At 49.8% G+C, this 26,072-nt stretch carries 24 protein-coding genes and 1 pseudogene; 21 read left to right on the plus strand and 4 right to left on the minus strand.

The features are described 5' to 3' along the window. Window positions 1-678: IS200/IS605 family accessory protein TnpB-related protein (locus DWX76_RS10465; protein ID WP_243022538.1), on the plus strand; the 678-nt coding region annotated here is incomplete at its 5' end. A gap of 88 nt (window positions 679-766) precedes the next feature. On the opposite strand, the gene DWX76_RS10470 is transcribed toward DWX76_RS10465, so the two are convergent. Next, a complete protein-coding gene (locus DWX76_RS10470) occupies window positions 767-1,174 on the minus strand; it encodes an IS66 family transposase (RefSeq protein WP_147353854.1) in 408 nt (135 codons plus the stop codon). 189 nt (window positions 1,175-1,363) lie between these two features. On the opposite strand from DWX76_RS10470, the gene DWX76_RS14510 reads away from it, so the two are divergent. From DWX76_RS14510 to DWX76_RS10480, 3 genes are read left to right on the plus strand one after another with little or no spacing between them, the layout of a single operon-like run. Next, complete coding sequence (locus DWX76_RS14510; RefSeq protein ID WP_243022539.1) at window positions 1,364-1,588, plus strand: winged helix-turn-helix domain-containing protein; 225 nt, start codon at window positions 1,364-1,366, stop codon at window positions 1,586-1,588. Window positions 1,589-1,596: 8 nt separating this feature from the next. Beyond that, the gene (locus tag DWX76_RS10475; protein WP_243022540.1) at window positions 1,597-2,133 is read left to right on the plus strand and encodes an aminotransferase class I/II-fold pyridoxal phosphate-dependent enzyme; all 537 of its coding nucleotides are present in this window, start codon (window positions 1,597-1,599) and stop codon (window positions 2,131-2,133) included. Further along, complete coding sequence (locus tag DWX76_RS10480; RefSeq protein WP_147353855.1) at window positions 2,130-2,864, plus strand: PLP-dependent aminotransferase family protein; 735 nt, start codon at window positions 2,130-2,132, stop codon at window positions 2,862-2,864. Before DWX76_RS10475 ends, DWX76_RS10480 begins: the two co-directional genes overlap by 4 nt. Before the next feature lie 97 nt (window positions 2,865-2,961). Here the strand turns inward: DWX76_RS10480 and DWX76_RS10485 are convergent. After that, a pseudogene (locus DWX76_RS10485) lies at window positions 2,962-4,376 on the minus strand (spore germination protein). Window positions 4,377-4,829: 453 nt separating this feature from the next. On the opposite strand from DWX76_RS10485, the gene DWX76_RS10490 reads away from it, so the two are divergent. The 17 genes from DWX76_RS10490 (at window position 4,830) to DWX76_RS10565 (ending at window position 23,305) form a co-directional block, all read left to right on the plus strand. After that, a complete protein-coding gene (locus DWX76_RS10490) occupies window positions 4,830-8,249 on the plus strand; it encodes a hemoblobin-interacting domain-containing protein (RefSeq protein WP_182429773.1) in 3,420 nt (1,139 codons plus the stop codon). Window positions 8,250-8,266: 17 nt separating this feature from the next. After that, window positions 8,267-8,698 carry a hemoblobin-interacting domain-containing protein gene (locus tag DWX76_RS10495; protein ID WP_412694054.1) on the plus strand — a complete coding sequence of 144 codons (432 nt, stop codon included), beginning with the start codon at window positions 8,267-8,269 and terminating at the stop codon, window positions 8,696-8,698. A 119-nt stretch (window positions 8,699-8,817) separates the two neighbouring features. Beyond that, window positions 8,818-9,252, plus strand: coding sequence for a hypothetical protein (locus DWX76_RS10500; RefSeq protein WP_118570631.1), 435 nt, complete (start codon window positions 8,818-8,820; stop codon window positions 9,250-9,252). A gap of 21 nt (window positions 9,253-9,273) precedes the next feature. Beyond that, entirely contained in the window at window positions 9,274-9,873 is a 600-nt protein-coding gene (locus tag DWX76_RS15155; RefSeq protein WP_118570632.1) for an FAD:protein FMN transferase, read from the plus strand. Continuing rightward, complete coding sequence (locus tag DWX76_RS15160; RefSeq protein WP_412694052.1) at window positions 9,870-10,409, plus strand: FAD:protein FMN transferase; 540 nt, start codon at window positions 9,870-9,872, stop codon at window positions 10,407-10,409. The genes DWX76_RS15155 and DWX76_RS15160 overlap by 4 nt, the downstream gene beginning before the upstream one ends. 84 nt (window positions 10,410-10,493) lie before the next feature. Further along, on the plus strand, window positions 10,494-11,135 hold the full coding sequence (locus DWX76_RS10515; protein WP_147353856.1) for a hypothetical protein: 642 nt from the start codon (window positions 10,494-10,496) through the stop codon (window positions 11,133-11,135). A gap of 181 nt (window positions 11,136-11,316) precedes the next feature. Beyond that, window positions 11,317-11,886 carry a biotin transporter BioY gene (locus tag DWX76_RS10520; protein WP_022360190.1) on the plus strand — a complete coding sequence of 190 codons (570 nt, stop codon included), beginning with the start codon at window positions 11,317-11,319 and terminating at the stop codon, window positions 11,884-11,886. A gap of 135 nt (window positions 11,887-12,021) precedes the next feature. After that, window positions 12,022-13,167, plus strand: coding sequence for an acetyl-CoA C-acyltransferase (locus DWX76_RS10525; RefSeq protein WP_118570634.1), 1,146 nt, complete (start codon window positions 12,022-12,024; stop codon window positions 13,165-13,167). 169 nt (window positions 13,168-13,336) lie between these two features. After that, window positions 13,337-14,578 (plus strand): AMP-binding protein, encoded by a 1,242-nt coding sequence (locus DWX76_RS10530; protein WP_118570635.1) that lies wholly within the window; start codon window positions 13,337-13,339, stop codon window positions 14,576-14,578. A gap of 88 nt (window positions 14,579-14,666) precedes the next feature. After that, a complete protein-coding gene (locus DWX76_RS10535; RefSeq protein ID WP_118467328.1) occupies window positions 14,667-14,852 on the plus strand; it encodes a hypothetical protein in 186 nt (61 codons plus the stop codon). Between the two features lie 256 nt (window positions 14,853-15,108). Beyond that, a complete protein-coding gene (ruvA, locus tag DWX76_RS10540; protein WP_107001651.1) occupies window positions 15,109-15,732 on the plus strand; it encodes a Holliday junction branch migration protein RuvA in 624 nt (207 codons plus the stop codon). A gap of 158 nt (window positions 15,733-15,890) precedes the next feature. After that, on the plus strand, window positions 15,891-16,913 hold the full coding sequence (gene ruvB / locus DWX76_RS10545) for a Holliday junction branch migration DNA helicase RuvB (protein ID WP_118570636.1): 1,023 nt from the start codon (window positions 15,891-15,893) through the stop codon (window positions 16,911-16,913). Window positions 16,914-17,002: 89 nt separating this feature from the next. Further along, window positions 17,003-17,272: a cell division protein ZapA gene (locus tag DWX76_RS14515; RefSeq protein ID WP_243022541.1), complete on the plus strand. Its 270-nt coding sequence runs from the start codon at window positions 17,003-17,005 to the stop codon at window positions 17,270-17,272. Beyond that, window positions 17,248-18,090, plus strand: coding sequence for a hypothetical protein (locus DWX76_RS10550; protein WP_243022542.1), 843 nt, complete (start codon window positions 17,248-17,250; stop codon window positions 18,088-18,090). Before DWX76_RS14515 ends, DWX76_RS10550 begins: the two co-directional genes overlap by 25 nt. A 13-nt stretch (window positions 18,091-18,103) precedes the next feature. After that, window positions 18,104-20,473, plus strand: a complete 2,370-nt coding sequence (locus DWX76_RS10555; protein WP_118570637.1) for a U32 family peptidase — start codon at window positions 18,104-18,106, stop codon at window positions 20,471-20,473. A 47-nt stretch (window positions 20,474-20,520) separates the two neighbouring features. Continuing rightward, complete coding sequence (locus DWX76_RS10560; RefSeq protein WP_117795001.1) at window positions 20,521-21,861, plus strand: FtsW/RodA/SpoVE family cell cycle protein; 1,341 nt, start codon at window positions 20,521-20,523, stop codon at window positions 21,859-21,861. Then, window positions 21,845-23,305: a peptidoglycan D,D-transpeptidase FtsI family protein gene (locus DWX76_RS10565; protein WP_118492044.1), complete on the plus strand. Its 1,461-nt coding sequence runs from the start codon at window positions 21,845-21,847 to the stop codon at window positions 23,303-23,305. The genes DWX76_RS10560 and DWX76_RS10565 overlap by 17 nt, the downstream gene beginning before the upstream one ends. Window positions 23,306-23,379: 74 nt before the next feature. Here DWX76_RS10565 and aroA read toward each other — a convergent pair whose 3' ends face one another. Both aroA and DWX76_RS10575 read right to left on the minus strand, forming a co-directional pair. Beyond that, window positions 23,380-24,657 (minus strand): 3-phosphoshikimate 1-carboxyvinyltransferase, encoded by a 1,278-nt coding sequence (aroA, locus tag DWX76_RS10570; RefSeq protein WP_118293797.1) that lies wholly within the window; start codon window positions 24,655-24,657, stop codon window positions 23,380-23,382. 66 nt (window positions 24,658-24,723) lie between these two features. Then, window positions 24,724-25,830, minus strand: a complete 1,107-nt coding sequence (locus DWX76_RS10575) for a prephenate dehydrogenase (RefSeq protein WP_118492045.1) — start codon at window positions 25,828-25,830, stop codon at window positions 24,724-24,726. Window positions 25,831-26,072: the final 242 nt, after the last annotated feature.

Below are 26,072 nucleotides of genomic sequence, written 5' to 3' on the forward strand. Positions count from 1 at the left end.
ATCAATACGGATGCGGTCTGCAGCATCATGCGTGCAGATGGCACTATCCTGGGACGTAAATTTATAAATTTCTCCAGTGATAAAGACCATTTGTATCATGTGCTTGGCAGAATCCGCCGTTTTCAGAGGGAACATTCCTCCAGACAGGTCCAAAGCCGATGGGATTATGCAAAAAGGCTGAATATGGAGCTGTCCCGCAAAATAGCTACGGAGATCACGAAATATGCCGCAGAGTATCAGGCCGATGTAATTGTATTTGAGTATCTGGAAATGCAGGGAAAAATATCCGGAAATAAAAAGCAAAAACTTCATTTATGGAGAAAGCGGGATACTCAGAAACTGTGTGAACATCAGGCACATCGGAACAGAATTCGTGTGTCCAGAGTCAGTGCCCGGAACACCAGCAGGCTGGCCTGTGACGGAAGCGGAGCGGTAGTAAGAAATCAGGAGAACCATAGCCTATGTACCTTCCGGACAGGAAAACAGTACAACTGCGACCTGTCAGCTGCCTATAATATTGGAGCGAGATATTTTATACGGGAACTTTTAAAACCCTTGCCGGAAACGGGAAGGTCTTCACTGGAGGCAAAAGTACCTGCGGTGAAGCGTAGAACCTCATGTGTTTATGCAGATTTAAGAAAGCTTTATGTGGAAGTAAACAACTTAAAAGCGGCATAAACGCAGGCAGATATACAGCGGACTACCTGTAATGTGGAAACCAGCCGTATCCGGCATGGGAAAAGTGCGTATCCGCACAAATTCTAAGTTACTGGCGTATCCGCCGATATTTAGTCTTGCCGTTTAAAACGGCCGAGAAGCACGTGACTTTAGCCATGTGAGGTTCACGATAATTACGCAGTGTTTCTTTATGTTTTTTTGCGTATATCACAGCTTTTTCCAGCTTGCTTCTTTTTACAGGATTGAGTTGTTCCAACCATGCATAAAAGCTTTCCCATACCGGCACTTCTGTTTCCAGACGTCTGTCTTTTCGCTCTTCCGGAGTAAGGTCACGGAACAGCTTTTCCAAAAAGAAAAGCTTGTTGCAGTATGCCAGACCAACTTCAGCCGGAATCATGCGGGGGATTTCTTCTTTCTTAGGAAGAATCGGCTCTTTGATTTCTTCCTCGGAAATTCCGTTACTGGGCACGTATGCGTGAACAGTAACAGTACTCAATTTTGGGGATTGCCTATAAGCAGGAGAAAACGGTATAATTGAGGAAGGCAGTTGGGTATGAGGGGGTACAAGTGGTGGAGATGAAAAATATTGTGAAGACGGAAAGAGGGGCGGTTGTCTGGGATATGGGATGATGCGGATGATCGATGCGGTGCATCGCCGTTTACATAAATAGATAGAGGAAATACGATGGAACTGAATTTAAGCGAACCGGGACAGAGCCGGTATCTGAGAGTATATGAATATTACAAAGAATTGATCGTGTCCGGGCAGATGAAGCCGGGAGCGAAGCTGCCGTCGATCCGCAAATGTTCCCTGCAGCTGCAGCTTTCACGGACGACGGTGGAGACGGCGTATATGCTGCTGGCAGCGGATGGCTATATCATTTCGCGCCGCAGAGCGGGTTTTATGTAACGGATGCGGTGCTGGCGGCTGCAAACCGGGAGGAAGTAGAGCACGGTGTGCCGCATCAGGAGGAACGCCCGGAAATCCGGTATGATTTTGCGTCTTCAAATGTGGATCGGGAGAGCTTCCAGTTTGATTTATGGCGGCGCTATGTCAAGAGCGCCCTGCGCCAGGATGAGCGGCTGCTTTCTTATGGCGAACCGCAGGGAGAGCGGGAATTCCGGGAGGCGCTCTGCGCGTATCTGGGGCGCCACCGCAATGTGATCTGTACGCCGGACAGTATCGTAGTAGGGGCGGGTGTGCAGAGTCTCTTGCATATTTTGTGCCCGATGCTGCGGGAGCGGGACAGCGCATGGTTTTTTAATCCGTCGTTCCGGCAGGGACGCCAGATTTTTGAGGATTATGGGTTTCGGACCGGAGATATAAGAGAATATTGGGAAAGTAATGATAGGAGGATTGAGTCCTCAAAAAAGGATTTGTGCGGAATAGAAAAGCCAGATGTATGTGCAAGAGAGATGAAACAGGGTTATCCGAACAGATGTCAGAGGCGATGAGACATACAGGGAGAAGTGTTTGCTATCTGACCCCATCGCAGATGACAGTCTGGGGCGAGGTCATGCCGGTGGGCGACCGGATGAAGCTTTTAAAGGATGCGGCGCGCGAGGATATGCTGATTATTGAGGACGATTACAACAGTGAGTTCCGCTATTATAACCGCCCGACACCGTCCCTGCAGGGGCTTTCCGGCGGGCGGGGCGTCGTGTATCTGGGGACATTTTCAAGGCTGCTTCTTCCCTCGATCCGCATGAGCTACATGGTCCTGCCGCCGGATCTGCTGAAACGGTATCAGGAGCGGGGGCGTTTTTATAACCAGACGGCGTCCAAGGCAGAGCAGATTGCCCTCTGCCAGTTTATCCGGGACGGACATCTGGAAAGCCAGATCCGAAAGTCCAAGAAATTGTACGCGGCAAAGGCAAAGTGTCTGTGTGATGCGGTGCGGCGCATTTTTGGAGAAAAAGCGCGAACGCATCTGGGCGATGCCGGTTTTCTGGTTCTCATGGAGCTTGACAGCCCGCTTACATCGGCGGAAATTGCCGGGCGTGCGGCACAGGCAGGCGTCGCCGTCCGCCCGGTGGAGTCGGTCGGGAGTCTTTTGGAAAAACAGGAGCATCATTTTCAAGAGGGATATCCGAAGCTCCTGTTGTCCTGTGCCTCGATGGGGGCAGAGCGGTATGAGGAGGCGCTGGAGGTGCTGAAAGAGGTAGTGTATAAGAAAGAAAAATAGAAGATAGATATAGAAGTTAAAATGTCCGCATAAACCACAGCCAGTACCCGGAACCATCCGGGCAGTTGTGGGTATGCGGACATTTTAGGCGACATTCTTACCCGTTTTTCTCCTCATGCGGCAGCCGGTTCCGGAGCAGCCGCTTTTTTAATTCACTCCAGTGAAATGGAATTAGCGGGTAAATATAACTTTTTCCGGCGATTGTCCGGTTAAAGACAAGGCAGCCGACGGCAATGAGCGTTCCTGCGATGAAGCCCCAGAGATTGAGGAAAAAGGTCAGAATCAGGAGCAGGACGCGCATGAATTTGAGTGCGTAGCCGAGTTCGAAGCTCGTCATCGAGTAGTTGGCGATCGTGACGAACGCCATATAGAGCATCGTCTCGCTGTTGAACCAGCCGGATTTGACCGAGTATTCTCCAAGCACGATACCGGCGATGACACTGAGCGGTGTCGTCAGCATGCTGGGGGTGTTGACTGCCGCGAGCCGCAGACCATCGATGGCAAATTCCAGGATCAGGAGCTGATAGATCAGCGCCACATGGATCTCGTCGGTGACACGGATAAAAGCGAGCCATTCCGGGATCCAGCCGGGATTCTGCATAAAAAGCAGCCACAGCGGTGTCAGAAATAAGGTCAGGAAAAAGATGACCGTGCGCGACAGGCGCAGATAGGTGCCGGTCAGCGGTGGAAAATAGTAGTCGTCGGCTTCCTCGATGATATCGAAAACAGAGGATGGCAGAATCATTGCGGATGGCGAATTGTCCACCAGAATGATGATATTTCCTTCCAGAATCGAGGCAGCGGAGGTATCCGGACGCTCTGAAAAACGAAATTTTGGGAACGGATTGAACCATTTGTGCGGATAAATACATTCGGCAAGGCTTTCCTGGTTCATCGAGAGGGCATCGACATGCACTTTTTGAATCCGGGTGCGGATGCGGTTTAAAAGTTCGGTGTCCACCCGGTTTTCCATGTAGCAGATGGCGATATCGGTGTGCGAACTTTCACCAATATTCATGATTTCCATCCGCAGCTTCGGATCGCGGATGCGCCGCCGGATCAGAGCCGTATTGAACACAAGCGTTTCGACAAAACCATCGCGTGAGCCGCGCAATACCTTATCCTTTTCAGGTTCGCTGACTCCGCGGGCGGGATAGGTGCGGCAGTCTATTGTGAGTGCCTGTGCATACCCGTCGATCAGAAGAAAAGGAACACCGGAGAGAAGCTGGATAATCAGCGCGTCCGAATCCGTTTCCAGCCCGATTTCGCCGTAGGCGAGGTAGAGGGCGGCAAAATCGTTTGCATTGTCAGGCATCTGGCGGTTTCAATGCTGCTCATCGCCTGCAGCACTTTTAAAAGCGTATCGTCCTTGGTAAAACCATCAATACAGTAGAGGCAGGCATCGCGCCCGCCGATCATCAGGTTCCGATCTACGACATCAAAACTGATGTCCGGTCGGAGCTTTTTTTGAAAAAAAGTCCGGTTATTTTCAATGGATGAAGAAATCTGCATCGTGTAAATCTCCTATCAGAGAAGCCAATATCAGTGACCGCGAAGGGACTGGAATGGGACAAAATGTTTACAGATGGAGTATGTGCGAAAAGGATAAAAATATACGAAATGAAGCAAATGGATAAAAATTCTCAAAATATGTTTTTTTAAAATTCATGACAAGCGAGGCAATATCAGTGAAAAAGGCGGAAAAATCGCTGCAAAATGAGACTTAACATGTGCTGAATGAAAAAAGAAATTTGCATGTTAGTTTTAGCAACTAAAAAACCAATGCTTTATTGAGAATAAAATTCGATTAAAAAATAGATAAAAATTCTCATTTTTAAACAGATTTAAATAATTGACAGATTTTATTGGATTAGTATATACTAACCTCCTCGGCCGCCTGAGTTAGGGATGCCTAATCCGGTGCGGAGGGTAAGATATTACAAAAGATTATATGGAGGAATATGTATGAAAGGTAAGGGAAGATCCCGGCAGGCAATTCTGGCAGCGGTGACCGTGTTAGCGGCGGCGCAGGCAGGTACTGCTTATGCTTCAACCGGACCGGCATCGGAGTCCGGAGTACAGACCGGCGCCTGGATTCAGGAAGGACAGGACTGGAAATATCAGGGAACGGACGGAACGCTCAAGACTGGATGGGTTAAGACCGAGAATGGCTGGTATTATCTGGATCCGCAGACCGGACGGATGATGACTGGATGGATCACCGTCGATGGACGCCGGTACTATATGAACACAACTGCCGATGGCGTGGAAGGACAGATGCGCCGCGGCTGGTGGAAGGACAATGCAGGAAAATGGTATTTCTTCAGCACTGCATCCGATGGAACGGAAGGTATGACCGTGACCGGATGGCAGTGGATTGATGGAAAATGCTATTATTTTGATAACTTGAGTGCAGAAAACTTTGGTCAGATGCACACCGAAGGCCGGACGCCGGACGGCTACAGCGTCAATGCGGATGGACAGTGGGTCAATGAAAATGGAGAGGTCCAGACCCGTGCGGATAGAGGTTACGCGAGCAGCCCGGCAGCAGACGGCAACGGAAGCAGCGTATCAGGAGGCGGTTCGGGGAATTCCGGCAGTTCCGGCGGCAGCCATTCGGGGGGCTCTGGAAGCAACAGTAATTCTGGAAATAACAGTAATTCCGGAAATAACAGTAATTCTGGAAATAACGGTAATTCCGGGAATGACGGAAATCAGAATGGCGGAAATGCCGGAGATAACGGAAACACTGAAAATCCAGACAAGCCGCAGATGGTTTCGCTGGTAGATGAGACGAAGACAAAGCTTACCGAAGTAAATTCCCTGGGCTGGTGGCTTCCGATCGCATTTGATGAGGGATACAATGCAGGCAATACGGTCGTTAAGGTCGATGGAAAAGATGTAACCAATCTTTTAACTCCGATCACAGATGACGGACGTATGGCAAAACTGGCGCTTCTTGGCACACCGGGCAAAGTAACCGTCAGCAGCAAAGAAGATGCGGCAAAGGAAGAGACGGTGGTTCTGAGCAATGAGAGCCAGGAAGATGCTGTATATGAGGAAAACGACGGCTATCTGCCTGAGAAGATTCTGACGCATGAGCCGGTTGCTTACTGGGACTATTATCTGACCAATTACGATGAAAACGGAAATGCTCGCATTTCTCCGAAAAAGACTACGTATAACTTGAATGAAGAGAAACAGACTCATCCGAGCTATTCGCCGGATGCGGTTCTTCCAAAAAATGGAAAAGCAGCCGTTACCATTCTGTTTAACTATAATACAGATGAGGAAAAAGAGTGGTTTGACGGCATCCGCAAACTGGAACTGGTTGAATACAATGAGCAGAAGAACACAATTAATTCGAGTCTCGTATTTGACAGTGAAAAGAATGTGGCGCACGGACAGGGACGCGTTGGACAGCTGACTATCCAGACAGGACAGAGCAATTTCTACAATAATGGACGTTATTATGTGCGGGTTGTATCGTCGGCGGGCGGTTCCGCGCTCGTTCCGATTCATGTTGTCAATGAGACAGTACCGACGCTGGAGCTTAAGGAAACACCACAGTCCGGAAAGAACCTCCATTTTGCAGTCAGCGATCTGGTATACGCAATTGAGACACCGATCGAGCGTGTGACACTGGAAGATCCGAGCGGAACAGTAAGCGACCTTAAGATGATCGATGACTGGTATCTCTACAGTCAGGATTTATTTGTTCTGTACAATGATAATACAGACCATCTGCCATACATGGGCAATTACAAGATCACTGTATATGCAAATGGTTTCCAGTCATTCTCCAAGAGCTTCAAGGTGAAAACGGGCGCAGAGCCGGTAAAAGAGAAGGAACAGACCAATGGTCAGAAAATGGCGTCATACGGATTCGACGGTATCAGCACTGCATCGACCGGTTCCGGCGGAAGCGGAAGCTCCAGCGGCAGCAGCTCAGGAAGCTATGCAATCTCTGCAAACCTGATTTTTGATTCAGATCTGCTTGTAAATGCACATCTCCTTGAACAGGCCAAGATGGAAAATGATGCGTCCAAGGCAGTGATGGAATGGTGGTACAATGCGATTCCGGATGCAGTCTATGATACTGGAGATGATGATTTCTTCAGATGGAAAGACTACGTAAATAAGAGCGAGAATCAGAAATACGAAGAGAACAGAATGCTTCCATTTGCAGATTACCGTGAAAATGGAGCACTGGATCCGAACCATCCGGCAACGGCAAAAGAGGTTCTCGAAGATGGTCTGCTCGGCGATATCCAGTACAATGGAAACTTCTCCCGTCAGGATGCACCGGCGATTACAGTTGTACAGAACAAAGAGGGCGATCCGGTAGTTCTGCAGACAGAGGATACAGAGTATATCGGGGCAGTTCAGGGTATCGTTGTCAATGGAAACTGGCAGGCACTCAGCAAGGATAAATATTCCATCGACAAAGAAGCTGGCACCATTACCATTAATGCGGATGTATTCAAGGCTGGTGAGGAGTACAAGCTGACTGTTGATGCAACGGGATATAAGAGCCAGAGTATTGCATTTACATACGATAAGGTGCTGGAGAGTGATCTGGCGCTGAAGGTTGATTATGCGGATACCAAAAATGCATTTTCAGCAAAGAAGACAGTAGATGGAAAAAATACATACTACTTTGCAGACGCTGAATTTACCGTTAATGGCAGCAAGGGAGATTTCCTGAAGAACCTGAAATCTGTTACCCTGCTTTCTGACGAGGAAGATGCGGTTGAGAGAAATATCTACACGAAAGGCGTGTCCAGCAGCAACGATGTTTACTATGAAGTATCCGGGGATGGCAAGAAGCTGATTCTTCACCAGGTTCAGCCGGGAACTTATAAACTGACACTTCGTTCGAATTACTATACGGAGGCGCTGAGATGTGAATTTGTGGTTGAGAAGGAAGAGGAAGAAATTCAGGAAGAGATGGCAGCTCCAGAAGTAGTGGAGTTCAGCAAACATAAAGCCAGTTGGTCATTTGATCCAGATTTTGGACGTGCTTCTTTTAAGGCTTCAAAGGGAACGAGTGTAAAAGATTACCTGGCTAAGATTACGTCCGTGAAGGTTGGAAATAAAGAGTATACGAAAGCTTACAGCCTTAGTTCGTATAAGCCTACATGGAAGATGTCAGATGCAGATGATCCATATAACAATGTACAGAATTTTGATTGCATCGATTTCACCTTAGACGGTTTCAGCACCGAAGAAAGCACCGATGTAACGATTCAGGCAGAAGGATATGAAGAGCTTACCTTTACAGTTACAAAGGATATGAAGTTAGCGGGTGACGAAGAGAAACTGCTTCCAGCACCGAAACTGACAGGCAGCACTACGTTGATACGGGAAAACCGCTGGTTCTGACTGGTGATGAAGAGTATCTGAAAGCAATTAAGTCTGTAAAAGTAACTGGCAATGATGAGGAGGAAGATGCTGCACTTGAATTTGCAGTAAATGGTACAACATTGACAATTCAGACAAGCGCACTGGATAGTGGTCTGAATGAGGTTGTGATCGAAGCAAAAGGTTACAAGAATCAGTCGATCACGGTTACAGTTGAGAGCCAGAAAGCAGATACAGAAATTGAGGTTTCCAGTGTTGTAAAAGAGAGTAGTTGGACAGGAGATTATTTACTGATTCGCTTCAATGGAGTTGAGGGAGAAAAGCTAAAAACCTTCTTAAAGGAGATTGATTCGGTTGAGGTAAATGGAAAATCGTATAGCAAGGCATTCAGTTCTGCGTTCCTTGGAAGTGGTGAGTTTGCACCGCATGCAACGGATACATCTCAGAGCATGATAATTACGATTGTTTAAAGGTTTCAGCGTCCGGACTGAGTAAAGAAGAGGAGAATGAAATTTCTATCTATACTAAGAATAACGTAACGATTGAGTGCAAACTTGATAAAAACTGGGAATTAATCAAGAAATCCCAAGTGCTTCTCGCCGACGAAGTTCTCCCAGATGAGATCGTCGCCACACCGGAGCAAACACCGGAAGAGCCGAAGACGAATGACGAAAACAAGGCAGATGTACCAGATGGCGATAATAAGAACGAGACAGACGATGCGAACAAGGCACCGGAAGTAGACGAGGACAAGAAAGCGGATTCGGACGAGTCCAAGGATACTTCGGATGAGAAGAAAGACGAAACTTCAGATAAAGGCGATGCTGACAAGGATGATTCGAAAGATGAATCCGGCGAAACTGGTGACGATTCCAAGAAGAATGAAACGGACGAATCTAAGGACAATGATTCCAAGAAGGATGAGACCGGTAACGTAAAAGATGATATTTCTGATAAGGAAGAATCCGACGGCGGTAAAGGCGATGCTTCTGAGAAAGAAGAGTCTGTTTCTGAAGAAGAGTAGTTGTATTTAAAGGAGTAAAAATTGAAACAGAAGTGGTGGATTTTATTAACCCTGCTGCTGTGTGGCTGCGGTGTTTCATCGCAGCCGGATCAAACGGGGGCGGTCCAGAATGACCGTCCTCGTTTATCTGCGTCTACGGAAGAGACGGCAGAAAATGTGGCAGTAGTAGAAAAAAACGAAAATTTAGAGAAAAATCCCTCAAATTCGAACCAGAATCCGGGAGAAGGGCAGAACTGGACGGTGTTTGCGATGGATACTGTGATGCAGTTTGACGCCTACGGCGGAAGCACGGATTTGCAGGAAAAAGTGAAACGGCGGGTGGAAGAGCTGGAAGGGGAGTTTTCGACAACGCAGGAAAACAGCGATATTTTTCATCTGAACCAGGAGAAAACAACGGAACTTTCAGCGGATACGCGTTATCTGATGCAGGAGGCGCTGGCACTGGGAGCGGAAACAGATGGTGCGCTCGATATTTCGATTTATCCGGTTGTGCAAAGCTGGGGATTTACAACGGGAAATTACCGGGTCCCCAGTGAGAGCGAGCGGGAAAGCCTGCTTAAATCGGTCGATTATCGTCTGGTCGGTTTAGAAGCAGATACGGCGTCGATCGAGCGGGAATGATGGTGGATCTAGGCGGTGTCGGAAAGGGATTTACCGGAGATGAGGTGGTAAAGACTATGAAGGAGGACGGCGTGACAAGCGCACTGTTCAGTCTTGGAGGCAATATCCAGACGATCGGAACAAAACCGGATGGCGAGAAATGGTATGTCGGCATCAAGGATCCGGAGAGCGACGGCTATCTGGGCGGAGTCAGGGTGCAGGATGAGGCGGTCATTACCTCCGGCGGCTATGAGCGCTATTTCACGGATGATGACGGAACAATTTACTGGCATATCATGGATCCGTCCACTGGGGCGTCGGCGCATAGCGGGCTGATTTCTGTGACAATCATCGGACCGTGCGGACTGCGCTGCGATGGGCTTTCGACCGCCCTGTTTGTCATGGGACGGGAAAAGGCAGCGGCACACTGGGCGGCGCATCAGGACTATGAGGCAGTCCTGGTTGACGAGGGCGGCACGATCTGGCTGACACCGGGCTTAAAAGACCGATTTATTCCGGTGGATCAGGGGGAGACGCGGGAGATTCGGATATTGTGATTCTGGAACAGAACTAGTATAATGAGCAGAGAAAAGTGCATGCGAGTCAGATTTACAATTTATAACGAAGAGGTCGAAAATACCGTGAATGATAGATTGAAAAAGAAGCTTCTTTGCTTTGAGCGCGCTCTCTCCACATTGGAAGGATACGAGGGCTGGATGATAGGCACAACTACACTTCATCTGGACTGGCAGCCCAAACAGGGGGAGAATGAGTTTTACCATACCAAATTAACTCCAGAAATCATCAAAAAAGGCCGCTCGGCAATCCGGGTCCGCATAGCGGCAGCGGAGGAGGAAAAGGAACGGGAAAATGAGGAGATGGAAGTGCTGCTGGTAAAACCGCGCCAGAGCGTCCTTGTCCCGGAAAAAGAGAAAATGCCGCTCATGAAAGCAATTACGGAACTGGGCAGTGAGGATGATGATACGCTGGTATTTAGCCGCAGCCAGATGGAAGAATATCTCCGGGAGGCGGCAGATACCAATCCGATCCATCAGGGAGAAGCGGCAGTTCTGCCGGGGTTTCTTGTTATGAATGCCTGCCTGCTTCGTCTGTGGAAGAAGGGCTGGATGAAGGGACAGACCGCTCTGGAAGTACGTTTTCTTGCCCCACTTCGTCCTGATGAGGAGGTATATCTGTCGGATTCGGGGCAGGAGGGAAGAAACGCGGTGTATCTGAGAACGAAGCAAGAGGGAAAGGAAATTCTTTCGATTACAGAAAAATAGGGATGCCGATGATAAAGTGGGTGCAGAGGAGCTATGGATGCATATGTAAACCATTTATAAAACAAGGTTGACAATCCTCTGAAATTCCGATATACTCTTTTCTAGCAAAGATTCTCTGTGTGTGATTCATAGGAAAATGCATTACACGGCTTAGAATTTTATCACTGAGGAGGTATATATAATGAGTTCAGAGACAAGTGCAGTGAACGTACACGGCGCATGGAGCGCGAAGCGGCTTACACTTTTGGCGATGATGCTGGCTCTTATCAGTGTGTCTTCGTATATTGCGATTCCGCTTCCGTTTTCGGATGCAAAGATCACAGCGCAGACGATGATTGTCAACCTGATCGGTCTGCTGATTGCACCACAGGATACCATTTTAGTTATGGCGAGCTGGCTGCTGTTAGGCTTATGCGGCGTGCCGGTATTCAGCGGCGGAAGCGCAGGACCGGGAAAACTGCTTGGACCGAGCGGCGGTTACTATATCGGATTTCTGGTTGTAGCGTTCCTGATTTCCCTGTTTTGCCGGAAATGGAAAAATGTTGCATTCCAGACAGCGTTCCTGATTGTAGTTGGTATTCCGGTGATTTACGCATTCGGTGCAGGCTGGATGAAACACGTGACCGGACAGCCGTGGGGTGCAGTTATCGTGCAGTCGATAATTCCGTTTATTCCGCTGGACATCGTTAAGTGTGTGGCAGCGGTAGCACTTGGAAAGGCGCTGAAGCGGACGGGCTTATTTGGAAATTAGATAGAAAATAAAGATGGGATGTGGTAGTGAACAGAATCAGCCTTTTAGTGCAGAAATGCAGCCAGGAGGCATGAGGAGTCCGTTGCCGCATCCCTTTAATTTTAATTAGGAATAGAAGAAAAACAGGAGAAAAGTATGAATCACGTATATATTCTGGGCGGTTTGCGCAGTTACATCGGGGTGAAAGATGGAATGTACCGTCATATCCCGGCGGAAAAGCTGGGGGCGGAGGTGCTGCGGGAGGTGGTTTCGCGATTTGAGCTTCCAACCGATGCGATCGACTATATAATAGGAGGAAATGCGGTCGGGGGAGGCGGCAATATCACGCGCCTGGCGGCACTTTCGGCAGGGCTTCCAGAGCGGATTCCGGCGGTTACTTTGGATCTGCAGTGCGGGTCGGCGCTGGAGGCGATCAGCGCGGCAGCAGCCAAGATTGAGAGCGGGATGGCGGATCTGGTCATTGCCGGGGGAATGGAGAGTTCTTCGGTACAGCCGTACCGCATGATGTCCCCGAACCATCCGGAGTATGACGGTGGAAAGGTGTATACGGTTGCACAGTTTGTGCCGGGAAAGCGCGGCGAGCAGGTTATGTTAGAGGGCGCGGAGGAGACTGCGATCCGGGAAAATGTCTCTAAGGAAGAGATGGACACCTGGGTGCTCCGGAGCCATAAGAGGGCGGCGCAGGCGCGCAAAGAGGGAATATTGGAGGATATAACGGTTTCCATCGACGGCAGCAGCCGGGATGAGGGAATCCGTCCGACAATGAGCCAGCGTCTGATCGACCGCCTGCCGTATCTGCTTCCAAATGGCACGAAAATCACGGCGGCAAATGCGTGCCTGATGCACGATGGCGCGGCATTTGTGGTACTTTGTTCGGAACGGTTTTTGCGGGAACAGGGACGGAAAGCAGAATGCCGTTTCCGGTTTGCTACAGCGATCGGGGATGATCCGATGATGAGCCCAAAATCAGCCGTCAGCGCTGCTAAGGCGATACTTGCAAAAACGGGGCATTCTTATCAGGAGATCGATGCTTTTGAGGTCAATGAAGCGTTTGCCGTTATTGATGTTCTATTTGAACGTGCATTTCCGGGGATTGAAGACCGTTATAATATCTGGGGCGGGGCACTTGCCTATGGGCATCCATATGGAGTCTCCGGCGCAATGATTCTGCTGCATCTGATGAAAGCACTGGAACATAAAAATGGGCATTTGGGAATGTGCTGCGTGGCAGCCGCCGGAGGGATCGGAAGCAGTATTCTGGTGGAGAAAGTAATGAAGTAGATGAAGACAGTGCTTGAATGATATAAAAAGTAAATGTGGTAAATTTAAAAGCTCAAATTGGTAAAAAGTTCTACATAAAAATAAGTAAAAGACAGGAATTAATCATGAAAGAAATACAGACACAACGTATAAATACATATCTGGATGCGCTCCGGGCATACCCGCCAGAGTGGGAAGCCTGATCACGGAGAAAGAGCGCTATACGTTCGGGGAGCTCATCGAGGCGGCAGAACGTGTAAGGAAACATCCGAAAGAGATAGAAGAAAAACAGGGAAAACGTCACATCCACTGGATCCAGGAACCGACGATCGCGCATCAGCTTATTCAGTTTCTGGCATATGGAGACGGAAATACGGTTCCGGTGATTGCACCGTCCGATGTAAAAATTTCCGATGAATTGCGTGACGTGACACCTCCGGAAGGGGCATATATGGGTGTGATGACGTCGGGAACCTCCGGTCGTCAGAAAGTATTGTTCCGCTCCTTTGAAAGCTGGCACGATTTTTTTAAGCTTCAGAATAAAATTTTCAAAATGGGAGAGGGAAGCATTACGTTTATGCAGGGAAGCCTGGCGTTTACGGGCAACCTGAACCTTTATATGGCGCAGCTTGCGTCCGGCGGAAGCGTCGTTGCGGCGGATTCCTTTGATCCGCGCCTCTGGAAGCGGATGATCGAGGCAGAACAGGCGACCTGCGTCTATCTGATTCCTGTCAAGCTGCGGGCGCTGCGGCGTATCTATGAGCGGGAACAGGCGGTCAATTATCGGATTATTTCTTTTGTCAGCGGCTCCCAGAGTATGGGCGGTGCGGAGGCAGTGCAGTTTAAAAAGGCATTTCCCGAAGCGGAGATTACATTGTATTATGGCGCCAGCGAGCTGAACTATATTACCTATATCCATGGAAGTGAGATGAAAGAAGATACGACGCTGGTTGGCCGTGCATTTCCAGAGGTGGATGTCTGGATTGAAAACGACCATTTTCATGTAAAAACGCGGTATGGAATCCTTGGAATTGGAAATGACGCGGTGATTGGGGACTGCGGTCACACAGATGCAGAGGGACTCTTCTATTTTGATGGGCGGGATGATGATATCTGCAACATAAATGGGAGAAAAGTGTCATCCCTCCGGATCGAAGAGGCGGTGCGGACATTTCCGGGAGTGGCAGAGACGGCAGTGAAGGCAGTCCATGAGCATGGGCGCGATTATCTGAAAGTGTGGATTGTGTGGGAGAAAGAAGCTGAAAGGGAAGAAATTGCCGGAAGTGACAGCGAAAAAAGTGGTTGTATCAATATGGCAATTCGGGAATTTTTGGCAGAAAGACTGGCAGATTATGAGATTCCACGCGAATTTGTCTTTCTAAAGGAGTTTCCAAAGACTGAAAGTGGAAAGATTCGTAAAAAAGAACTGTGAAAATTGCTTTTTCTTGTCAAAAAAGAAAATAGCTTATTGTGCAAAATGACAAAAGGAAGACATAGGGGCAGCTTATGGAGATGCACTGATGGCAGCGATTGGAGTCGGATTCTACCAAGGTTTTTCAGATTTGCGCCAAGTAATCCAAAAGAAATGTATTTATAAGCCGGATTTAGAGAGGCATGAGTTATACAAGCCGTTTAGAAAGCTATTTGATGAATTATATAGGTGTAATCAGGAAATATTACATAGTTTATCTAAGCATAACAAGTAAATAAAAGATATGAAAAGGCTTTTTGACTGTAATCATTGATATTACAATTGAAAAGCTTTTTCATTTATAGGTTCCCGATAATGTGTAAAAATGAAATTCAATCAACCGGGCAGAATATATGTTCGAAATTCCGCACTTTCCTTGCAATGAAAACTGTGCTATGGTATACTGAAAAGAAGATTTGGAGGCATTTTGAAGCGTTCTTTTTTTAGTTTGAACCAGATCTTGAACCAGTGAGAAAAGAAAGGAATTTACCGTGATTTCGTATGTAAAAGGCATCCTGGCGGAGAAGGCAAAGGACCGTATCGTGGTCGAGTCCGGCATGATGGGGATCGGGATTTTTGTCCCGATGTCGGTGCTGGAAGTTTTACCGCCGCTCGGGGAAGAGGTAAAGATATATACGCACCTGCAGGTGCGGGAGGATGATATGAGCCTGTACGGCTTTTTAAGCCGTTCGGATCTGGAGATGTTCCGCCAGCTTCTGGGGGTCAACGGCATTGGTCCGAAGGGGGCACTTGGCATCTTGTCGGCGCTGCGTCCGGAGGATCTGCGTCTTGCGGTTATGACTGGGGATGCGAAGGCGATCTCCCGTGCACCGGGCGTTGGGGCAAAGACGGCACAGCGGATCATTCTCGATTTGAAGGATAAAGTACAGGCAGAGGATCTGCTGACACCGCTGTTAGATGGCAGTGCGGCGGTTTCGCCGGCTGCGGAAAACGGGCTTTCAGGCAATGCGGTGAAGGAAGCCGTGGAGGCGCTGGTGGCGCTGGGATATACGAATGCCGAGGCGGTGAAGGCGGTCAAGAGCGCCAATGTGACGGAAGAGATGGATTCCGAGGCGGTATTGAAGGCATCGCTGAAATATCTGGCGTTTTTGTAAAACAACCTATGTGTCGGACATTCGAAATTGCTGGATCATAAAAAATAGTGGTGCTTGTGCGTCAGATGAAAATTTGGAATGTGTGGCAGATATGAGAAAATGGAACTGTCATGGCTTAATTGAATGAGAGAGAAAAACAGGAAAGACAGGAAACAAGTATGAGCAGAAGGACGATTACAACCGAGGTGACGGAGGAGGATAAGCGGATTGAGGGAAGTCTCCGCCCGCAGACCTTAGACGAATATATCGGTCAGGAGCGGATCAAATCGACGTTAAAGGTATTTATCCATGCGGCGAAATCCCGCGGCGAGGCGCTTGACCATGTTCTTTTCTATGGACCGCCGGGACTGGGAAAGACGACACTTAGCGGCATTATCGCCAATGAGATGGGAACCCGTATGAAGGTTACCTCCGGTCCGGCAATCGAGAAACCAGGGGAGATTGCGGCGATTCTCAACGGGCTTCAGGAGGGAGACGTCCTCTTTGTGGATGAGATTCACCGCTTAAACCGCCAGGTGGAAGAGGTGCTTTATCCGGCGATGGAAGACTATGCGATCGATATCATGTTGGGAAAAGATTCGACGGCGCGCTCGATTCGTCTGGATCTGCCGAAATTTACGCTGGTAGGCGCGACGACACGCGCGGGGCTTCTGACGGCGCCGCTGCGCGACCGCTTCGGCATCGTGCAGAAGATGGATTTTTATACGCCTGAAGAGCTGCAGACGATTGTCCTGCGGACGGCGGGAGTTCTGGATGTGGAGATTGATAAGACGGGGGCCTATGAGATTGCGAGACGTTCGAGAGGAACGCCGCGTCTGGCAAACCGCCTGTTAAAACGTGTGAGGGACTTTGCACAGGTCAAGTACAACGGCGTGATTACGAAAGAAGTCGCGGATTTTGCACTGGATATCCTTGATGTGGACAAGCTGGGACTTGACAACAACGACCGTGCGATCTTACATATGATTATCGACAAGTTTTCCGGCGGTCCGGTCGGACTGGAGACGCTGGCGGCAGCGCTGGGCGAGGATGCTGGGACACTGGAAGATGTGTATGAACCGTATCTTCTGATGAACGGTCTGCTCAACCGGACTCCGCGTGGACGGATGGCGACCGAAGCAGCGTATCGGCATCTCGGGTATGCCTGGAATCAAGTAAAAAACGGTATTTCTGAGATTTGATATTTGATTGATTTGAAGGTGGTATTTCTGTGTGGGTGACGTGACAACGTCGAACCATATTTATTAATAGATAGAAAGAAGAGAATGCGATGGCAAAACAGTATATAGATGTATTAATTGATGGAAAAGTGTATAGCCTGGGCGGCAGTGAGACGGAAGGATATGTACAGCAGATTGCCACGTATCTGAATGGGAAGATTTTCCAGCTCAAGGCGCAGCCGGGATTTTTGAAAATGCCGGAAGACTACCAGAGTATTATGACTTATCTGAATCTGGCGGATGATTATTTTAAAGAAAAAGAGAGTGCGAAGCACTTGCATCCGACAAAGAGAGCATGGAAAAAGAGACATACCGTCTGAAACATGAGATGGTCAGCACCCAGATGAAACTCGAGAGTCTCCGCAATGAGCGCACCGTCAGCGAGGAAGAACTGGAGACGGCAAAGAAGGCGGCAAAAGAGGCAGCTGAGCAGGCGGAAGCTGCTAAAAATGAGGTACAGGCACAGATCGAGCGTGTGAAAAAAGAAGCGCAGGAGCAGATCGAGGCTGTGAAGAAAACAGCACAGGAACAGGTTGAGTCTGCAAGAAAAGAAGCGCAGGAGCAGATTGAACGTGCGAAGAGAGAGGTACAGGATCGCGTGGAATCCGCGGAAAAAGCAGCACAGGATCGCGCTGCCAGGGCGGAGCAGACAGCCCGGGAGCAGGCAGAAGCTGCAAAGAAAGAGGCATTGGAACAGATTGCGGATGCAAAGAAGGAAGCAAACGATTTCCGTGGAGAAGCAGAGGTTTGGAAACAGGAGGCAGAAGATCAGCGTCTGGCGGTCGAGTCATCCCAGAGTGAAATCGCTTCTTTGCAGGACAAGCTGGAGATTTTCAAACAACAGCTTGAAGAAGCAAGACAGGCGGCGACAGCTGTGCAGACGGAAAAATCGCAGCTGGAAGCACGTCTGATGCAGACGGAACAGGAAAAACAAAGTGTAAAAGAGCAGCTGAGCCAGCTGGAGCAGGAAAAACAGACGATAAAGAAAGATCTGGAAGAGAGCCTCCAGGAGGCAGGGGCAGCACGTGAGGAACTGGCAGCTGTCCGTCAGGCACAGGTGGAGGCATATATGAAGCGGAAGCCATTTCCCAAGAGACAGGGAACGGTGGAACTGAAAGATGCAATTCTGCGGTTATAATGGGTGAAATGATATGAAAAAAAAGGTGGAAATTCTGGCACCGGCGGGTTCCTTCGATAGCATGAAAGCAGCGGTTGCTGCGGGGGCGGACGCAGTCTATATGGGCGGCAGCCGTTTCGGAGCCAGGGCATATGCGGAAAATCCGGATGAAACGGGGATGCTGGAAGCGATCAACTACGTGCATCTGCATGGGTGCCAGCTTTATATGACGGTCAATACGCTGGTAAAGGAAGACGAGATGGATGACTTATACGACTATCTGCTTCCGTATTACCAGGCGGGACTGGATGCCGTGATCGTGCAGGACATGGGCGTATTTTCTTATATCCGGGAGCATTTTCCGGATTTGCCGGTTCATGCGAGCACACAGATGACGATTACCGGACCGGAGGGCGCGGCGCTTATGACGAGAATGGGCGCGGTCCGCATCGTTACAGCGCGTGAACTTTCATTGGAAGAGATACGCCGCATTTATCAGGAGACGGGCGTGGAGATAGAGAGCTTTGTTCACGGGGCTCTCTGTTACTGTTATTCGGGACAATGCCTGTTCAGCAGCCTGATCGGCGGCAGAAGCGGCAACCGGGGACGATGCGCTCAGACCTGCCGGCTTCCGTTTGATGTCCTTCGGCGGCTGGATGAGAACAACCCGAATGAAAACAAAAACAAAAAGAAAGAAAATGGCGTGTTAAATCCGGGCGATTCCAAGTATGTGCTCAGTCTCAAGGATCTTTGTACGCTGGATATTTTGCCGGATATTCTGGAAGCAGGCGTTTATTCCTTGAAAATCGAGGGGCGCATGAAGAGTCCGCGCTATACGGCAGGCGTGGTGCGCCTGTACCGGAAATATGTAGATTTATATTTAAAGAATGGCAGAAAAGGTTACCGGGTTGACCCGAAAGACCGGAAGGAGCTGCTGGATCTGTTTGACCGCGGCGGTCAGACGTTAGGCTATTATACCGAGCACAATGGACGCGATATGGTGGTCTGCCATGAAAAACCGGCATTCCGCCAGGAAAACCGGGAACTTTACCAGTATCTGGACAAAACGTATGTGGAAGCAGAGGTAAAAGAACCGGTTCAGGGGTTTGCGCGTGTCTGTGAAGGCGAACCGCTGCAGCTGACGCTTCAATACGAAGATCCGCTGACGGGAGAAAGCCGGATGGCAGGCGGAATCGGAGCAGTTGTCCAAACGGCAGTGAAACAGCCGATGAGCAAGGAACGGATTGAGAAACAGCTCGGAAAAACGGGAAATACGCCGTATTATTTTGAAAATCTGGAAGTGGAGACAGGCGGCAGCCCCTTTGTGCCGGTGCAGGAGTTAAATGAACTCCGCCGCTCTGCGTTTGAGCAGCTGACCGAGGAGATACTGCGTCCATACCGCCGGGAGATACCGGAAAATAGGGCGTGCGGGACAGGAAAAGGGTGGCAAAATCCGGAAGAAAATAACCAGACAGGTTCGGAATCAGAAAAAACCAGCCCGGCTCAGGACGTTGAACTCACAGCAGATTTACCTGTACAAAGCCAGGAAACGCTGTTTGAGAATAAAAAAGGGAATAAAACAGCTCTGTACCACATCCACGTTTCGGTCGAACACCCGGCACAGTTAAAAGTGGCGTTATCCGTACCGGAAGTCGGCGCCATCTATCTGGATAGCGCTGAATTTGGCGCCGAACAGTGGAACGAATGGGTATCGCGCTGCCATGAGGCAGACAAGCAGTGTCTTTTGGTAATGCCGCATATTTTCCGCGATCGGGCAAAGGAATATTTTGAAACACATCGTTCCAGGCTGGAATCGGCGGGATTTGACGGTCTTGTCATCCGGGCATGGGAAGAGCTGGAACTGGTGCGCGAGTGGAAGATTTCCATCCCGCTTGTGATGGATTATGGTATTTATACGATGAATCACCGGGCGGAGGATTTTGTGCGGGAGATGGCGCCGGAGCTTTCGATGCGTTTTACCCTTCCGGTCGAGCTCAACAGCCGGGAGTTGGAGGCGCGCGACAGCCGGGAACGGGAACTTCTCGTATATGGTTCGATCCCGGTCATGGTAACCGCCCAGTGCATCCGGAAAACAGTGGAAGGATGCAGTAAATGTCCGGAATATCTGTATCTGCGGGATCGCAAAAAGAAGGTATTTCCGGTAAGGAACCAGTGCCGTTTCTGCTGCAATACGATCTACAATTCCAGCCCCCTGTCGCTTTTGAAGGATAAAAAGCAGATAGACCGCCTGCAGCCGGAGGTGCTGCGTCTGGCATTTACGTCGGAGAGTGCGGCACAGACCGGGGAAGTGCTGGATGCCTACGTGAAGACCTTCCTCCATCAGGAACCGGTGGAGCTGGAGGGCGAATTTACAAGAGGTCATTTTAAGAGGGGCGTAGAGTAGCGTGTGTACCGGGAATCCTCCGGGTACACATGAAAAGGAGGATCACCATGATAAATCTTGTGACAACGATGTCCAGGTATCTGATGATATTGCTGATACTGATTTATACATATTATAATTTCCGCTTTTTTTCACTGCCGGATGACGAGTCGAAACTCCGGCTCTGCCGTCTGCAGAATGTACCGCTGTTTTTGATATTTCTTCTGTCGGGTACAATCATTTATCTACAAACCGAGGATGAGGCAGTTGTGCTGTTTTTCGGCGCGCAGCTTGTCTTTTTTGTCCTGTACCAGCTCTTATACCGGTTGTTTTACCGGAATGCGTCGAGACTGTTGCTGAACAACACGTGTATGCTTCTGTGCACCAGTTTTATCATGCTGACGCGCATCTCGATGGACAAGGCGGTCCGCCAGTTTATCATCATGGCAGTTGCGGCGGTTATCACAATGATTATACCATATGTGATAGATAGAACCTGGCAGCTCGCTAAGATACCGTGGGTGTACGGCCTGATAGGTCTGGCGCTGCTGCTGGTTGTCTGTGTGATCGGCAATACCAGCTTCGGCGCGCAGCTTTCGATCAGTATCGGCGGATTTTCGTTCCAGCCGTCCGAGTTTGTTAAGATCAGCTTTGTATTCTTCGTGGCGACGATGTTTTACCGCTCAACGGAGTTTAAAAATGTGGCGATCACGACCGGCGTGGCGGCGGCGCACGTGTTGATTCTGGTGTTATCCAAGGATCTGGGAAGCGCGCTGATTTTTTTCCTCGCCTATGTCCTGATGCTGTTTATTGCAACCTCCAACTGGCTGTATCTGGCAGGCGGTCTTGGAAGCGGCTGTGCGGCTGCGATGCTGGCGTATAAGCTGTTTTCGCATGTGCGTGTCCGCGTGGAAGCATGGCAGGATCCGTGGAGTGACATCGCAGGAAAAGGATATCAGGTTACGCAGGCGCTCTTTGCGATCGGCACAGGCGGCTGGTTTGGCATGGGACTTTACCAGGGGATGCCGAAGAAGATCCCGGTTGTCGAGAAGGACTTCATTTTCGCGGCGATCTCGGAGGAGCTGGGCGGCATCTATGCGCTCTGTATTCTCCTGATCTGTCTGGGCTGCTTCATGCAGTTTATGCTGATTGCGACCCGGATGCAGGCATTATTTTACAAGCTGATCGCGTTTGGTCTGGGAATTGAGTATGTGGTGCAGGTGTTCCTGACGATCGGCGGCGTGACCAAGTTTATCCCGTCCACCGGTGTGACGCTGCCACTTGTCAGCTACGGAGGCAGTTCGATTCTCAGCACATTTATCCTGTTTGGCGTGATACAGGGACTATATGTCCTGAAACGGAATGAGGAAGAAGAGGAGGAGCAGCAGTTTGATGAGGCAGAAGGATGAAATGGAAAGAACTGAAAATGCGAGAGCGCGTTCAAACCGTCATATTCTGTGGCTGACCTATGGGATTGCGGCGCTCTTTATCGCGATGGCCGTTTATTTTGGCTGGTTTATCCAGTTTAAGAGTGAAAATGTGATCGGCAGCTCTTATAATGCGAGACTCGATCTCCTCTCAGACCGGGTGACCCGCGGTTCGATTATGAGCAATGATAAAACGGTGCTGGCGCAGACGAACGTTGCAAGTGACGGAAGCGAGAAACGCTATTATCCGTATGATTATCTGTTTGTTCATTCGGTCGGATATTCTGGCAAAAATGGAAAAACAGGTCTGGAGTCGCTGGCGAATTTCTACCTGCTTTCCTCCCATGTGAATCTGATTGAGAAAACGATCAATGAATTTCAGGGGAAGAAAAATCTGGGCGACAATGTGATTACGACGCTCGATGTGGATCTGCAGCAGACGGCATCCGACGCGATCGGAAAACACCGGGGTGCGGTGATCGTCATGGAACCGGATACGGGAAAGATTTTAACGATGGTTTCCCAGCCGAATTTCAATGCGAATCTCGTCGATGAGCGCTGGGCAGAGTTGATATCGCCGGACAATACGAAGGCGCAGTTAGTCAACCGCGCGACGCAGGGCTTATATCCGCCGGGATCGACGTTCAAGATGCTGACGGTGCTGGAATATATGAAAGAGAACCCGAATACCTGGCAGGACTATGTGTATAATTGTAATGGCTCTTACCAGAATGGCGATTATACGATTAAATGTTACCACGGGACCGCACACGGGGCGCAGAACCTGATTCAGGCATTTGCCAATTCCTGCAACGGTGCGTTTGCGGAGATTGGAATGCAGATTAATTCAGAAAAATTCCGGGCGCTGGCAAATCAGATGCTCTTTAATTCGGAGCTTCCGTACACACTTCCGTACAACCAGAGCACGTTTTCGCTCGACGGCAGTTCGGATGACTGGGAAAAGCTTCAGACTGCGATCGGACAGGGAAAAACCCAGATTACGCCGCTGCATAACCTGATGATCGTATCGGCGATCGCCAACGGCGGCACGCTGATGAAGCCATATATGATCGATCATGTTGAAAATGTGGGTGGTCAGACGGTCAAGAAGTTCCTTCCGTCCGCCTATGGAACCCTGATGTCTGCGAATGACGCACAGTTTCTGACCCATCTCATGAGCCAGGTGGTCGAGATTGGTACGGGTTCCGCGATGCGGGGGGCATCCTATACGGTGGCCGGAAAAACCGGTTCCGCCGAGTTTGAGACAGGTAAGGAGACACATTCCTGGTTTGTCGGTTTCGCTCCGGCAGACAAGCCGAAGGTGGCGATCTGCGTGCTGGCAGAAGAGTCCGGTTCCGGCGGTGCGGTCGCTGCGCCGATCGCAAGACAGGTGCTGGATCGGTATTTTGCGAAATATGGGCAGTAGGACAAAAGAAAAGGGCAGGAAAGCGATTTGAAGCTTTTCCTGCCCTTTTTGTCTCAAATATGCATAGTCACATTTTATTTACACAGCCGTTCCAGATCCCCATAGAATCCCGGATAGGAGATGTTCACGCAGTCTGCATCCAGAATTTCGGTCTCGCCGGAAGCGCCGAGTGCGGCAACGGCGAAGGTCATGGCGATGCGGTGATCCTTCTTGCTGTCGATCACAGCACCGTGCAGCGGCTTGCCGCCGTGGATGATCATGCCATCCTCGGTCTCGGTCACATCCGCGCCCATAGCGGTTAAATTCTCTACCATGACAGCAATGCGGTTTGACTCTTTTACCTTCAGTTCCGCGGCATCGCGTATGACGGTGGTTCCCTCGGCATAGCACGCCATCGCAGCGATCACCGGAAGCTCGTCGATGAGAGTCGGGATGATCGCACCCTCGATTGCGGTTCCAGTCAGCTTACCGGAGCGGACGAGCAGGTCGGCGGTCGGTTCGCCGGAGGCGGTGTTTACATTGAGAAGTTCGACGTCCGCGTTCATCGCCTTGCAGACGCGCAGGATGCCGTCGCGGGTCGGGTTGATACCGACATTTTTAATTAAGATTTCTGAATCCGGTACGATGAGTCCGGCTGCGATAAAGAAGGCAGCGGAGGAGATATCGCCCGGAACCAGAATTTTCTGTCCATAGAGCTGTTTTGCCGGCTGTAAAATCGCGGTGGTTCCTTCTGTGTGGATGTCTGCGCCGAATGCGGACAGCATCCGTTCACTGTGATCGCGGGAAATGTACGGTTCGGTCACGCGGGTTTCTCCGTCGGCATACAGACCTGCCAGCAGAATCGAGGATTTGACCTGGGCGGAGGCAACCGGAGAATTATAATGGATGCCGTGCAGCGGTGAGCCGGTGATATGGAGCGGCGCGCAGCCATTTCCATTGACACTCTCGATCTTTGCGCCCATCTGGGAGAGAGGATCGATGATGCGCTTCATCGGACGTTTCTGGATGGAAGCGTCGCCGGTCAGTGTTGTGTCAAATTTCTGGGCCGAGAGAATGCCGGAGATCAGGCGTGTTGTGGTGCCGCTGTTGCCGCAGTCTAAAACGGAGTCTGGGGCAGTCAGCCCGTGCAGCCCACGTCCGTGGACGAGAACGGTCTCGCCCTGATTTTCGATCGAGATTCCCATTTTGGAAAAACAGGAGATCGTGGAGAGACAGTCTGCGCCCTGCAGGAAGCCGTGGATTTCGGTCAGTCCGTCCGCAAGAGCGCCGAACATGACGCTGCGGTGGGAGATGGACTTGTCTCCCGGAACGGTGAGTTCGCCCCGGAGAGAAGATGTATGGGTAAATTTCATTGAGTTCATAGTTGTACCTGCCTAAACATTAATGTTGAAAGTTAAGTTTGAAACATACATTGCAGTCTACGCGAACAGCGTGTAATTGTATTTCTTCAAACGCGCCCACGCCGCTTCCATCGAAGCCTTGTCGTAGAAGCTGATCCGCAGCGCGCCCTCGCCATGCTCACGGTTGTGGCTGATGCCGATATTTTTGATACTGATTCCTTTACCAGAGAGGATCGAGGAAATGATGGAGATAGCACCTGGCTCGTCCACCACGTCGGCGGAGAAGGCGTATTCCGGCTGTATCGATCCTTTTGGAGTTTCTGCAAACGAATTCCGGTAGTCGCGGGAGGACTCAAACAGCTGGTAGATGGCTCTAGACTGGTGGTCGGACAGTTCTTCCCGCAATGTCGTCAGGGAATCAATGTAGCGATCCAGCACCTCAGTGATATTGCCTGTGTTCGTCATGCAGATCTGTTCCCACATGACCGGAGAAGAGGAGGCAATACGGGTGATATCCTTGAAACCTCCGGCAGCCAGCCGTTTCATCATCTGATCCTCGCTGTCGCAGTCGTGTACCAGGTTGACCAGGCTGGAGGCGATGAGGTGCGGCAGATGGCTGATCGCCGCGACAATGAAATCATGACGATGGTAATCCAGCACCAGGGGCAGCGCACCGATCGCCTTTGCCACCTCCACCATACGGTCGGTGTAGGAAGCCGGGGTGTGCGGCGTCGGGGTAATGATATAGTACGCATTTTCCAGCAAATGGTCGGTTGAACTCTCGTAGCCGGTCTTTTCCGAGCCAGCCATCGGGTGTCCGCCGACGAAGCAGCTTTCCATGCCAAGCGCGGCAACGGTCTCATGAATGCTGGTCTTGGTGCTTCCGACGTCAGTCACAACCGCGCCTTCCTTTAAGAACGGCCGGATCTGGCGCAGATAGGATTCATTAAATTCAACCGGTGTGCACAGGAAAATGATGTCGCACTCGCTTAAATGCTCGTCCACGCCGTCCAGAATCAGGTCAACAATGCCGTCTGCATGTGCCTGTTCCAATTTTTCGCGGGTCCGCATATAAGCCATGATCTGAATATCCGGGGCGCTGCGTTTCAAACCTCTGGCGATAGAGCCGCCGATCAGACCGAGTCCGATGAAACCGGCGGTAAGATGATTAATCGGTGTATTCATAGCAATTACGCTCTCTTTCATAGGTAGTATAGTAAAAAATGAAACTAGAAATTATTGTAGAATAGAACAAGTCACTTGTCAACGATTTTACGCGTTGAAGTGAAAAAGAAATTTTTTTACATCTGTTTATTACTAAATTTGCGAAAATGCGATTGATTTCACCGCCTTTGAACAGGGAAATTGTCGCATTTTCAATGCTTTTCAAAATAAAACGAATAAATTTTGTATAAAGGTGTTGTTTT

Source organism: Clostridium sp. AF21-20LB (assembly GCF_003478795.1).
GTDB lineage: Bacteria > Bacillota > Clostridia > Lachnospirales > Lachnospiraceae > Otoolea > Otoolea fessa.